Genomic DNA, 12,449 nt, shown 5'->3' on the forward strand with positions numbered 1-12,449 from the left:
GTACGCTCCTTCCCATCTTTAGAGTGCTCCATAGACTTCGTTTGAGGCACTCTGTACGCTCCTTCCATCCTCTAGAGTGCTTCATAGACTTTGTTTGAGACACTCTGTACGCTCCTTTCCATCTTTAGAGTGCTTCATAGACTTCGTTTGAGGCACTCTGTACGCTCCTTTCATCCTCCAGAATGCTTCATAGGCTTCTTTTGAATCACTCTGTACGCTCCTTCCCATCTTTAGAGTGCTTCATAGACTTCGTTTGAGGCACTCTGTACGCTCCTTTCCTACTCTAGAGTGCTCCATAGACCTCTCTTGAAGCACTCTGTACAATCTTTCCTCCCTCTAGAGTGCTCTATAAACCTCTCTTGAAGCACTCTATCTGCTCTATTCCCACTCTGGAGTCCTCCAAAGATCAAACAATCCCCACCTCAATTCTCAACCTGCATCAATTTCACCCAAAAACAAAAAACCTCCCGCAAAGGAGGTTTTTCTACTATCAAATGCTTTCTTTCGCCTGCGATACACCGCCGCTGCGAATGGCAGCCACAAAGAATCCGATCACTGCACCCACTACGGCCGGCATGATCCATCCAAGCCCGACTTCATATAATGGCAGAATTGTGCTGAATACCTCTTCAACCGGTCCAAAGCTTAGGCCTGCAGCCTTTAACCCATCGAATAAGCTGACAATGAAAGTGAACAGCATACTTACCTGGTAAACTTCCTTTTTCCCTTTGAAAAGAGGATGAAGGAAGGTAAGGAACATCAGGCAGATGGCTAAAGGATAAATTCCTGTCAGAACTGGAACCGAAATGCTGATCAGCTGGCTGAGCCCGATATTGGAAAAGACGGCGCTGAATACAGACAAAATAACAACAAAAACTGTGTAAGAAACCGAAGGAAACACTTTATGGAAATAAGATGAACATGCTGTCACGAGTCCGATGCTCGTTGTCAGGCATGCCCCAAGAACAATGACGCTTAAAAGCAGGGCGCCGAATGAACCAAAATAATATTCAGATGCACCGGATAACACGGCTCCGCCATTATCAAGCCTTCCAAGCTCACCCACGCTTGATGCGCCAATATATGACAGTGAGGTATAGATAATAGCAAGAAGTGCTGCTGCAATAAGTCCTGCTTTAGCTATCGAAACCATGATCTCTTTTCTCGTGGCAGCTCCTCTTTCTTTTACTGCATCGACTACAATGATGCCAAATACGAATGCTGCCAGGGCGTCCATTGTCAGATAGCCTTCCTGGAAACCTTTAAAAAAGGTGTTAGCTAAATAATTTTCTCCTGGTGATTGGAAAGAACCCATAGGATTGAAAAAAGCGGCAATGATCAAAATGCCTACTACAATCAGCAGGATCGGCGTCAGGTATTTACCGACAATATCAACAATCTTGGAAGATTTTAAAGAAAAGAAGCCTGTTACTGCAAAAAACAAAACAGAAAAGACAATCAGCCCGATTGTGCTGTTCCCGGCTAAAAAGGGCTTTACGCCCATTTCAAATGAAACGGTTGCTGTCCTGGGAATCGCAAACAGCGGCCCTATGGACAGATACAAAAGCATCGTAAATACTGCGCTGAATGCTGGGTGCACCCTTCCTGCCAGCGACTGCAGATTGCTTTTGCCAGAAAAGCCAAGCGCCAATATCCCTAATAGCGGGAGCCCTACCCCAGTTACTATAAAGCCTGCATTGGCTGACCAGATACTGGTTCCTGCAGACTGTCCGAGCATCGCAGGGAAAATGAGATTTCCTGCCCCGAAGAAAAGTGCAAACAACATAAAGCCTACGGCGACTACATAAGAAAACGGTATTTTAGTTCCCATCCTATTCTCCTTTATGCTAAAGATTCTAGCTGCTTATTTTTCACCAACTTAAAAATTTCAGAAAATGATAAAAGCAGTTTAATAGTTACGTAATATATTGCATAACTCAAGATAACACACCATTAATCCGTATGCAATATATCGCATAAAGAAAATTGTCGAATTATGCAATATATTGAATTTTTCTTTCTAATTCTCTATACTAAATGTATAATCCAGTAAAAATTAAGAGTTTATGAAAATACTAGAGGTGAAAATAGATGCCCATCCCTGCCAATTTTGCTTCTCCTGCACGTGTATCAGCGAAAGACCGCGCCTTCCTTCAAATCCAGGAATGGATTATTGACGGCACCTTAAAGCCTCAGGAAAAATTAAACGATGGCGATCTTGCCAAGGCGCTCGGTGTAAGCCGCACACCGATCAGGGAAGCGCTTCAGCTGCTGAGCGTCCAGGGATTCGTAGAAATGTTCCCAGGCGTCGGCACTCAGGTCACTACCGTTAATCCGGAAGATATCAACAAGATTCTGCCGCCGCTTGGAGCCTTGCAGGCATTAGCAGCAGAGCTTGCAGCACCATACATGGACAGTTCGACGATTGAGAAATTGAGATCCATCAATCGTTCTTTTGCGGATTCCCTTCTACGGGGCGATACTTTTTCAGCACTGAAACAGGACGAACAATTGCACAATCTCATCATTGAAAAAGCGGATAATCCATACATCACCAGTTATGTTTCTTCCATGCAGGCACACGTAATGAGGCTTTATTATAATAAAACGATCATCTTGAAGCCCCGCTCAATCGATGAGCATGAGGATATCATCAAAGCTTTTGAAGAAAAAAATACGCATAAAGCTTCAGATGTAGCACGGACCAACTGGCTGAGGGCCATTGATGAATATTACGGTGAAAAATAAGATTAACAAAAAGGAAATGGCATATGCCCATTTCCTCTTTTTATTCTGCATCGGCCCTCAGATGTGCTCTTCTCACCAGCCTGGTGCCTATATAAGCAATAAAGGCAATGGCAAGATCTATCAAAAACAAGTAAAACAAGTTCATTCCCTTATTCAGCTCCACCATGCCGAGCGCTTTCTCTATCGAAGCAAAAACAAGCGAATACACTGCACTGAGAATGATAGTATACAGAATAAAATTTTTCCCATGACTGGTGCAGTACTGATAGATCAGCATAAATCCTACAGGCAGTACTGACATCGTGATGTTAAAAGCATGCGGGAAAATCGGCAGCATATAATAGGTGTGGACGAGCAAGGTATAATTACCGAGCACAATGTCCGTGTAGGTCCAAAGAGCATGTACAATAAATCCGAAAAAGAATATCTCAAAAATCCTCTTGCGGTCCACTGTAAAATATAATAAAACAAGCGGCAGCACCAGAAGTACTGCTACAGCCCAGAACTGCCATGAACCAGGACCGGAATAGCTCTTCCAATAAGAATCAACCAAGGAAGTCATCTCTTCGCTCAGCTGAAATATTTTATCCCAATATTCGCTATAGCTCATCTGCAGCACTCCATGATATGTATTTCAAGCCCGACTCTTACAGCTTGCCTTCTTATTGTTCGTAGAACTTATCTAGATATACACATAATTTCCATGAATCAAAATCAGAAAGAAAGGCACGCCAGCTCAGAACATCAACCTGGTAATATTCCCATTATCGACTGATTGCTTCCGTTACCAAAAAAAGCCAAAATAAAGACACCCAATTTATTTTAGGGTGTCTTCTCAGCACTATCCTTCCGTTTACCAGCGGGCAGTCAGCATCTTTCTTCTGGTATAAAACTCGACTCCGTCAGAGCCGTTGGCATGGAGGTCTCCATAGAAGGAATTCTTCCACCCGGAAAATGGGAAAAAGGCCATCGGTGCAGGTACGCCGATATTGACACCGAGCATTCCAACTTCAATGTTTTCCCTGAAATAGCGGACATTGCTTCCGCTGTCGGTGAACAGGCAGGCGCCATTGCCAAAATCTGATAGATTTGTCACCTCAATCGCTTCCTCAAGGCTTTTTACCCTGACGATGGAGAGCACCGGCGCAAAAATTTCTTCTTTCCAGATTTTCATGGTTGGATCCACATGGTCAAAGATGGTTGGTCCTATAAAATACCCATTTTCATGATAGGCTTCGTCTTTACGCCCATCACGAATAAGGACTGCTCCTTCTTTCTCGCCGACTTCAATGTAATGCCTTGTCCGTACTTTATTTTCCTGGCGGATGACAGGTCCTAAGAAAATATCTTCATCCAACCCATTTCCTATTGTCAGGCTGTCTGCCTGCTCCTGCAGCTTTGCCGCGAGTTCGTCAGCGATGGAGTCTACAGCAACCACAACTGAGCAGGCCATACACCGCTCCCCTGCTGACCCATATGCAGCTGCAATAATTTCTTTAACAGCTCCGTCAAGGTCCGCATCCGGCATCACAATCGAATGATTCTTTGCACCAGCAAGCGCCTGGACCCGTTTGCCCTTCGCTGAAGCTGATTTATAGATATACTCGGCAACAGGCTGAGAGCCTACAAATGAAATGGCCGGTACGTCCTGGTGGTCAATAAGGCTGTTTACAACCTCGTGGGCGCCATGCACAATATTGAAAACACCTTCAGGGAGGCCCGCTTCGGCAAATAGCTCTGCCAAACGGTTTGCGAGTATCGGTGTCCTTTCGGAAGGCTTTAGCACAAAGGTGTTTCCGCACGCGATTGCCAGCGGGAACATCCAGCAAGGGACCATCATCGGAAAATTGAAAGGCGTGATGCCGCCGATGACGCCAACAGGGTAGCGGTACATGCCGGATTCAATATTTGTCGCAATATCGGGCAGCTGCTTGCCCATCATAAGAGATGGGGCTCCTGCAGCAAACTCCACACATTCGATTCCCCGCTGCACCTCTCCATACGCTTCTTTATAGTTTTTCCCGTTTTCCTGTGTGATCAGTTTTGCAAGTTCGTCCCAATTGTCTATTAAAAGCTGCTGATATTTAAACAGAATTCTTGCTCTTTTAGGAACTGGCGTTTTGCTCCATGTTTTATAGGCTTCCCTGGCTGCCTGTACGGCATCCTCCACGTCTTCCTTGGTGGAAATCGGTGTACGCGCCAGTTCCTCGCCGGTTGCAGGATTGGGGACAGCTTCAAACCTTTCTGTTTTTGCATCCACCCAATCGCCATTGATAAAGTTTTTTAAAATATTTGCCGTTTTCGTTGCCATAAAAATAGCTCCTTTCAGCATTAGTGACAGTCAGCAATTATACTTTCTCAGATGCAGAGGAAAAATGATAGTCGTAGCAAATATGATAAAGTTCCTCCAGTTCCAGCTGGCTGGGCACTTTGGGATTATTGGCCGGGCTGCCGCTGTCAATAGCGTCTGCTGCCATTTTTCCGACGGCCTTCTCGAAGGCTTCCCCGTCAATTCCCCACTCCTTTAAGTTGGGTATATTTAATTTCCTGCATAACTCTTTTACAGATTGTACAGCTATTTCAGCTGCCTTAACACCGTCACCGCTTACAATATCAGGCCTGAAGATTCTGCCTATATCAGCAAGCCGTTCCACGCAGGCTTCCTGGCTGAATTCTAATACAGCAGGCAAAAGCATAGCATTTGAGATGCCATGCGGCACATGGAATAAGGCACCGATCGGACGGCTCATTCCGTGGACAAGGCAGACTGAAGCATTCGAAAAAGCCATTCCCGCCTGCAGTGAGCCAAGACTCATTCTTTCTCGCGCATCTAGATTCCCGCCATCATTGTAAGCGGTTAAAATATTCTCTGCAATGAGCTTCATGGCTGAGATGGCCATCGTGTCTGTCATGGGATGTGCTTTTTTAGATAAGTATGCTTCAATAGCATGACTTAGAGCATCAATCCCTGTAGCCGCGGTGATATTCTTTGGCGAAGATACTGTCAGCAGGGGATCCACAATTGCAGCATCCGGCAAGAAAGCAGGCTGCTTGATCATCATTTTAACATTGTTGAATGTATTAGTAATTACGGTTACATCAGTTGCCTCAGAACCTGTACCGGCTGTGGTTGGTATAGCAATATGCGGGACAGGGGTTTGCTGTGCCAGTTTCTTACCCCCCAAATAATCGCCAATAGATCCGCCATTTACTGCCAGGACTGCTATTGCTTTTGCAGTATCGATACAGCTGCCGCCTCCAATGGAAATCACCAAGTCGCACTGCTCACTTTTAAAAAGATCCAATGCTTCTGACACATATTTATCAGTGGGTTCAGATGCAATACCCAGATAGACTTCGCTTTGAACACCTGCAACATGAAGCAAAGCTCTGCCTTCGGTCACATATCCAAGCTGATCCATTACATTATCACTAATGATCAATGCCTTCTTCCCTTTAAGAGCCGCTTGCGATCCTAAATTTTCAAAGGAGCCCCTCCCATAAAAAATGGACTCCGGCACGCGGAATACCGCTGGTTTTTTCAATGCTTTTACACCCCTTTTTCATAGACGGCCGCAATTCCATCCCAGGCGTTATCTTTACAAATCATCCGGCAGATCCTGGCTAATTAGGTGAAAGGGCTGGAGGAACAGACGTCAGAATAGTTAGATTATTAAAATTATATCATTGAATTAAGAATTCCCGTGTGTTATTATGCAAAATTTCTCCTCTAAACAAAAGAAAACCCATCCTTAATCCTTAGTTTCCCTATTGAAAACTGAATGTATATTCTCTCAGAGAGCGGGTAAACAATGAAGAGTGAAAATATAAATTTAGCTTTGAATGGAGGATATTTTAATGACTGTCAAACTAGCAATTGTTTATTACAGCTCAACCGGAACGAACTATCAGATGGCCCAGTGGGCTGCTGAGGGCGCAAAGGAAGCAGGCGCTGAAGCCACAATCTACAAAGTGCAGGAACTTGCGCCAGAAAGCGTGATTGAAGGTGTTCCTGCATGGAAAGCACATTTGGAAGAAACAAAGGATGTGCCTGTAGTTACACCTGATGATATCGCTGAAGCGGATGCCATTATCTTCAGCACACCGACACGTTTCGGGAATATGGCAGCCCAGATGAAGCAGTTCCTCGATACAACCGGCGGCATCTGGGGTGCAGGAAAAACAGTCAATAAGGTTGTCAGCGGCATGACTTCCGCTCAAAACCCGCACGGCGGTCAGGAGGCAACCATCCTTTCACTTTATACAACCATGTACCATTGGGGTGCCATCGTCGTGACACCAGGATATTCAGATCAGTCTTTATTCCCTGCTGGCGGCAATCCTTACGGAGCAAGTGTGACTGTCGACCAAAGCAATGAAATAGTTGGGGATAAGGATGCTTATAAGGGAGCGATTAAATATCAGGCGAAACGTGTTATCGGAATAGCTGAATCTGTAAAGAATGGCGCAGGGCAGCAGTAAAGCGAAGAAAGCAACCAGCTCGCCAGCTGGTTGCTTTTTTTGAAACTGATTTATTGCCTGTGCTGAGTTCGTGTGAAACAGGATAAGAGCCTAAACCAACATGTAAAAGGCTTCACCTTAAATCCCCTGCCACTCCTGTCCAAACAGGTCTTTCTCTGTATCAAGCTTTATTGAAAGTTCAGCCGCCGCAGCCTCCAGAAATTCCCTGCAAAAATAATAGCTCTTATGCCGGATGAGCTTTCCATCCTCTATCTCCGCTGTTGCTATGTCCCATAATACAGGGCCGCAGCCTGCATCCCTTGTATAGATGACAGCATACCGTCCCCATAAGAAAGCAAGCTCTGCCGAGAGTCCAGCTGTACTGCTGCCCCAGTCGCCCATAGAGTTCTTCCTTATCTGTGTTTTTCCGATATCCATGCCCTGCCCGACCACTTCATTTGTTGCATATTTACCTAAAAGCTCGCCGATAGACTTAAAATCGCCTTTCACAAAATAGTCCATATACTGCTGGATAACTTGCTTTTTTTCATCCGCCAGCACTGCCTCTTGGAAAGGAAGATTCTCCACTGCTTTCTGCTTTTTGAGATTAGCTCTCGCCCGGCTTAACAAGGACTGGACACCGCCTTCTGTTGAACCGATCATTTCAGCGGTTTCCCGGATGGTGAAACGGTATACCTCTGCTAAAAGAATGGCTGCTGCCTGCTTCGCAGGCAATTGATGAATCAGAATCTCTACACTTTCAAGCACTTCTGAATAAGGTACGAGGTCTCCATCCGGAATTTTTTCGGACTCCATATCCAGGAGCTGAGGCGATTTTTTCCTGCAATGGTCTATCCAAATATTCGTCGCAATCCTGAACAGGTAGCTTTTTGCATTCATTGTCTGCCCGATTCTTGATAAAGAAGAAAACGCCTTTAACAATGTGTCCTGCAGCAAATCTTCCGCGTCCCAGGGTGAACCAGTCAGCTTCCTGCAGTAATGCCATAGCTGTTCCCGGTATGGCTGAACAATGCAGTCAAAAGAAGGTGCAAGCTCCTTCATATCTTTACTGATAGAAGACAAATCATTATGTTTTTCCACAAAAACTCCCCCTTTTTTATATCTAACTTGTAAGACGGAAAAGACTTGTGAAAACATACGGGCTGCATGAAATTTATTTCGTCATTTTTATAGCATAATTTCAGTTGGTTTTTTAGAATTTGAGAAAAATGCCTTCAGCTTCCAGCAAGCGGAATGAGGTAACTAAACGTCCGGCTCTCAGGAAATTCGTATTTTTCCAGTTTCATTCCTTCTGCTTTAAATCCGAACCGGTGAATCTGCCTCATATAGTGGAAGCAGGTGAAAGGATCATATACATTGCACTCTACTGCAGCAAATATTCTTGGCCCGAACGGCTCTGTATATAAGTCATCGAAAAAATCAATTTCTTTGCCGGGTATATTATGTAATAGGAAGCCCACTTCCCCGGCTATTGTATCTCCCTTTGATTCTAACGTTCTTACAAACACACCTGGCTTTGTCTCAATCCTCAATATCCTCAGTCTTTCGCTTATTTCAGACATTTTCTCTTGAAAAGGATGAAAAGCCCGTGGAACAGTGCACCTGAACCAGATGAAGCAATTGTCCCCCTCCCACTTAACGAGATGCAGATGCCGCTCTTCAGCATGCATGGAGCTCAAATATTGCTTCGCGATATTCATGGACGCAAGCTTTTCCTCTATTTCCCGCTTCCATCCGGATATCCATGTCTTCTTCTCTTCTTCTTCTGCCTCCAAATAGGATTGTATTTCTTCTATTTTTATATCAGCCTGCCGGAGAGAATGGATGATCATTGCCTTGTGTATCTGTTCTTCTGTATAGATACGATATCCTTTTTCACTGCGTCCTGCCGGCAGGATCAATTTTTTCCGGTCATAAAATCGGAGAGTACTCGGAGGAAGTCCAGTCCGCTCAGCAAACTTCTGTATATTCATTTCCAATGCAGTACCTGCTTTCTTTTATAAGGGATACGACCAGACATTGATCATGTTCCCATCAGGGTCATAGAAATGGAAACCGCCCCAGCCTGCTGTTGGATTGCCCGCAATTTCGGATGGGCTTAAGCCTTTTTCAGACAGCAGCTCATATGTATGATAAAACTCATCAGGCCTAAGATCAAAATAATTTCTCGCTGAAGGACTCCCTTTTTCGAAAGCAGTGCCAGCAGCCGTTTCGAGCCATACACTGTCATGGAATATTTGTTTATGCTGAATCCAATCGTAAGCATCTTCCACCTGCATATGAGCAAATTCGCTCCCAAAACGTTTAGCCAGTCTAAGTCCTAAGTGCTCCTCATACCAGGAAATTGCTTCATCCAAATTTCTTACGCCTATTCTTGCATTAACAGGACCGAATCCCGTGATTCTCGCATCCGGAAATTGATCTGCCTCATCAGAATTATACACGGCTGTGATTCTAGCGTTTTCATATGCAAATATATCAAAGCTCTTTTGTCCGCCGGGAAGCTCAGCTATCGGAGTAACTTCAATCCCCTCATTTTTAAAATAAGAAAGGGACCTGTCGATATCCAAAATTTCAAAACATAGCCTCACATGGCCTTCAGTCCCGCTGTCCTTTTGAAAGTGCTCAAAATTCCCTTCAAAAGATTTCAGTGTCACAACCCCCAGTCTTGGCATCTTCAAAAAGGCCTTTTTGCCGACCGGCGAAATGATCTTATCCAGGCAGCTCCAGCCAAAATGCTTAGTGTACCATTCTACCCCTTCCTCAAATCCATCCCATGAAACCATGATAAAGCCGCCATCCCAACGAAATGTCATTTTGCGAACCTCTTTTCATTTAAAATACGGAAAGTTCTTCCATACTTTATACTAAAGCTTAAAGTAAGTTTAAGGTCAAACAAAATTATTGATAAACTTAAAATGTTTGTTTGCTATTTTAAAATACATGCATTAGAATACAAATAGTAATCATTACGCTTTAATATGCTGTGCAGCTATTTTTTTACCAACTAAATCGTAATGATTTCTAATTACAGTACATAAAAGATTTAGAGAATAGGAGATTACACGATGAAAATAAAAAAATGGAAAAATGTCCTGCTCGGCACTATGCTTGTCTCCTCTGCTTTCCTGGCAGCCTGTTCAGATGCAGATAATGAAGGAAAGTCCGGTAAGGAAAATACAGGAGAAAAACTTCAAGTGTTCACCACAATTTTTCCTCTTCAGGATTTTGCAAAGAAAATTGGCGGAGATGAAGTTGTGGTTGAGAGCATTTATCCCCCGAATATTGATGCCCACTCTTATGAGCCGGATATTAAAACGATGACTAATATAGCAGATGCAGACCTGTTTATCTATACAGGAGCGGGTGTTGAAGGATTTGCAGAAAAGGCGGAAAAAACACTCCAAGGAGAAAAGGTAAAAATTGTAAAAGCAGCTGAAGGAATCGAACTCTTAAAAACGGCGGATGAACACAGTCATCAAGACGAAGGACACTCTCATGAAGAGGAAGACCATGACCACTCTGAAGAAGGCCACTCCCATGAAGGAGAAGACCATGACCACTCTGGAGAAGGCCACTCCCATAAAGGAGAAGACCATGACCACTCTGGAGAAGGCCACTCCCATGAAGGAGAAGATCACGACCACTCTGGAGAGGGCCACTCCCATGAAGAAGGACACTATCACGGCGACCATGATCCCCACGTTTGGCTTGATCCATCAAAGGCTATAACACTGGCTGAAAATATAAAAAACAGTATGGCTGAATTAAAACCCGAAGCAAAAGAACAGTTTGAAGAAAACTTTAATACTTTGAAAGAACAGCTTACATCATTGGACGCTGACTTTAAACAAACGATAGCAGAAAGCAATACAAAATACATTCTTGTTTCCCATGCAGCATATGGATATTGGCAGGAGAGGTATGGGCTTGAACAAATCGCAATTGCAGGCCTATCCCCTACACAGGAGCCCAGCCAGAAGCAGCTTGCAAGGATAATAGAAGAATCCCGGAAGCATGAACTGAATTATATCCTGTTTGAACAGAATGTTGAATCTCGTGTGGCAAAAGTCATCCAGGAAGAAATCGGTGCGGAAAGCTTGACTCTTCATAATCTTGAAGCGCTCACCGAAGATGACATTAAAAATAATGAAGACTATTTCTCTATAATGGAGCGCAATTTAGAGACGCTTGAAACGGTTTTGAATTAAATTTTCCAAGCCGAAGTGTATCTTATTATAGAACTAATGGCCGGCGGTTAGCCGGCCTCTTCTTATTCGCCCTCCCCTACTTTTTCCATCCGGCTAAAACGGCATAAACCTTACTTATCTGTTAAAATACTGTTAAGTGACTATCTAAATTGCCACAGCCTGGAGGAATACACATGAGTTCAATCGGCCGCTTGCCGGAACATATGCAGCCGCTGGATGCACTCAAAAGCATCGGCGAAAACATCATCATTGCTGATAAAGATTACAAGGTAGCCTGGATGAATGACAATGCCAGGAAACTCCTTTCTCAAGCAGCCCCTTTATTTGGCTTTGCAGGATCGGAGGATTTGATCGGCCTTTCTATGGACCGGTTCCATCGAAACCCCGGTCACCAGAAGCAAATAATGAAAAGGCTGAAGGGCAGCCACCGTTCGAGGATCAATATAAAAGACCAATTTGTAACTGATATCGTCATAAGTCCCGTTAATGACAAAAACGGCCAGATCAATGGCTATATCGTCATGCTGATGGATGTTACAACTAAAAGTGAGGAAGACCGCAAAAAAGAAGTGCTTATTCAGGCTCTGTCTGTTCCAATGATCACTATTTGGGATTGCACGCTTGCTCTGCCGCTGATCGGCGGCTATGATAAAGAACGATCTGACTATGTTCTTGGCAGATTGCTTGAAAAATGCGTAAAAGATAAAATTAAATATGTCTTAATAGACTTGAGCGGCCTTTACGATTTTCAGGAGGAAACAAAATTTGAGCTTCAGAAGCTGTATGACTGCCTAAGGCTCATCGGCACAGAATGCCTCCTTGTTGGAATGACAGCTGAGCTCGCCAGAACCGCAGGTGACATCCATCCTTCCATACAATCATTCCGGTCTGCCCATGAAGGATTAAAATACTTGATCAAACGAAACTTCCCTTCAGAAACAGAGCTTTCTTCAAATTTTTTATAAGCAGCATAACACATTGTCCCCTCCCTATTATAGGCGGGGACTT

At 44.1% G+C, this 12,449-nt stretch carries 11 protein-coding genes; 4 read left to right on the forward strand and 7 right to left on the reverse strand.

Annotated elements, in window-relative coordinates:
* Positions 1 to 490: 490 nt before the first annotated feature.
* Positions 491 to 1,831 carry a branched-chain amino acid transport system II carrier protein gene (brnQ, locus tag N288_RS12855; protein WP_022543943.1) on the reverse strand — a complete coding sequence of 447 codons (1,341 nt, stop codon included), beginning with the start codon at positions 1,829 to 1,831 and terminating at the stop codon, positions 491 to 493.
* A gap of 260 nt (positions 1,832 to 2,091) precedes the next feature.
* Here brnQ and N288_RS12860 point away from each other — a divergent pair, with 260 nt between their 5' ends.
* Positions 2,092 to 2,748, forward strand: coding sequence for a GntR family transcriptional regulator (locus tag N288_RS12860; protein ID WP_009793475.1), 657 nt, complete (start codon positions 2,092 to 2,094; stop codon positions 2,746 to 2,748).
* A 40-nt stretch (positions 2,749 to 2,788) separates the two neighbouring features.
* Here N288_RS12860 and N288_RS12865 read toward each other — a convergent pair whose 3' ends face one another.
* The 3 genes from N288_RS12865 to N288_RS12875 all read right to left on the reverse strand — a co-directional run bounded on the left by N288_RS12865 (position 2,789) and on the right by N288_RS12875 (position 6,293).
* The gene (locus tag N288_RS12865; RefSeq protein WP_009793474.1) at positions 2,789 to 3,358 is read right to left on the reverse strand and encodes a CBO0543 family protein; all 570 of its coding nucleotides are present in this window, start codon (positions 3,356 to 3,358) and stop codon (positions 2,789 to 2,791) included.
* A gap of 243 nt (positions 3,359 to 3,601) precedes the next feature.
* Positions 3,602 to 5,059: a CoA-acylating methylmalonate-semialdehyde dehydrogenase gene (locus tag N288_RS12870; protein ID WP_009793473.1), complete on the reverse strand. Its 1,458-nt coding sequence runs from the start codon at positions 5,057 to 5,059 to the stop codon at positions 3,602 to 3,604.
* 37 nt (positions 5,060 to 5,096) lie between these two features.
* On the reverse strand, positions 5,097 to 6,293 hold the full coding sequence (locus N288_RS12875) for an iron-containing alcohol dehydrogenase (protein WP_009793472.1): 1,197 nt from the start codon (positions 6,291 to 6,293) through the stop codon (positions 5,097 to 5,099).
* Between the two features lie 313 nt (positions 6,294 to 6,606).
* Between N288_RS12875 and wrbA the strand changes: the two genes are divergently transcribed.
* Positions 6,607 to 7,230, forward strand: a complete 624-nt coding sequence (wrbA, locus tag N288_RS12880) for an NAD(P)H:quinone oxidoreductase (protein ID WP_022543944.1) — start codon at positions 6,607 to 6,609, stop codon at positions 7,228 to 7,230.
* 117 nt (positions 7,231 to 7,347) lie between these two features.
* Here wrbA and N288_RS12885 read toward each other — a convergent pair whose 3' ends face one another.
* The 3 genes from N288_RS12885 to N288_RS12895 form a co-directional block, all read right to left on the reverse strand.
* Entirely contained in the window at positions 7,348 to 8,310 is a 963-nt protein-coding gene (locus N288_RS12885) for an RNA polymerase sigma factor (protein WP_022543945.1), read from the reverse strand.
* Positions 8,311 to 8,444: 134 nt separating this feature from the next.
* Positions 8,445 to 9,203, reverse strand: coding sequence for a MerR family transcriptional regulator (locus N288_RS12890; protein ID WP_009793469.1), 759 nt, complete (start codon positions 9,201 to 9,203; stop codon positions 8,445 to 8,447).
* A 24-nt stretch (positions 9,204 to 9,227) separates the two neighbouring features.
* Positions 9,228 to 10,046, reverse strand: coding sequence for a VOC family protein (locus tag N288_RS12895; protein WP_009793468.1), 819 nt, complete (start codon positions 10,044 to 10,046; stop codon positions 9,228 to 9,230).
* Positions 10,047 to 10,298: 252 nt separating this feature from the next.
* On the opposite strand from N288_RS12895, the gene N288_RS12900 reads away from it, so the two are divergent.
* Complete coding sequence (locus N288_RS12900; RefSeq protein ID WP_009793467.1) at positions 10,299 to 11,441, forward strand: metal ABC transporter solute-binding protein, Zn/Mn family; 1,143 nt, start codon at positions 10,299 to 10,301, stop codon at positions 11,439 to 11,441.
* Between the two features lie 173 nt (positions 11,442 to 11,614).
* Positions 11,615 to 12,406, forward strand: a complete 792-nt coding sequence (locus N288_RS12905; protein WP_009793466.1) for an STAS domain-containing protein — start codon at positions 11,615 to 11,617, stop codon at positions 12,404 to 12,406.
* Positions 12,407 to 12,449: the final 43 nt, after the last annotated feature.

Origin of the sequence: Bacillus infantis NRRL B-14911 (assembly GCF_000473245.1) — a bacterium.
Taxonomy (GTDB): Bacteria; Bacillota; Bacilli; order Bacillales; family Cytobacillaceae; genus Bacillus_AB; species Bacillus_AB infantis.

What these genes read in the sequence shown, in the direction of transcription:
- brnQ (WP_022543943.1), bottom strand. Translation starts at nt 1,831, where the DNA reads ATGGGAACTAAAATACCGTTTTCTTATGTAGTCGCCGTAGGCTTTATG.
- N288_RS12865 (WP_009793474.1), bottom strand. Translation starts at nt 3,358, where the DNA reads ATGAGCTATAGCGAATATTGGGATAAAATATTTCAGCTGAGCGAAGAG.
- N288_RS12870 (WP_009793473.1), bottom strand. Translation starts at nt 5,059, where the DNA reads ATGGCAACGAAAACGGCAAATATTTTAAAAAACTTTATCAATGGCGAT.
- N288_RS12900 (WP_009793467.1), top strand. Translation starts at nt 10,299, where the DNA reads ATGAAAATAAAAAAATGGAAAAATGTCCTGCTCGGCACTATGCTTGTC.
- wrbA (WP_022543944.1), top strand. Translation starts at nt 6,607, where the DNA reads ATGACTGTCAAACTAGCAATTGTTTATTACAGCTCAACCGGAACGAAC.
- N288_RS12860 (WP_009793475.1), top strand. Translation starts at nt 2,092, where the DNA reads ATGCCCATCCCTGCCAATTTTGCTTCTCCTGCACGTGTATCAGCGAAA.
- N288_RS12890 (WP_009793469.1), bottom strand. Translation starts at nt 9,203, where the DNA reads ATGAATATACAGAAGTTTGCTGAGCGGACTGGACTTCCTCCGAGTACT.
- N288_RS12895 (WP_009793468.1), bottom strand. Translation starts at nt 10,046, where the DNA reads ATGACATTTCGTTGGGATGGCGGCTTTATCATGGTTTCATGGGATGGA.
- N288_RS12905 (WP_009793466.1), top strand. Translation starts at nt 11,615, where the DNA reads ATGAGTTCAATCGGCCGCTTGCCGGAACATATGCAGCCGCTGGATGCA.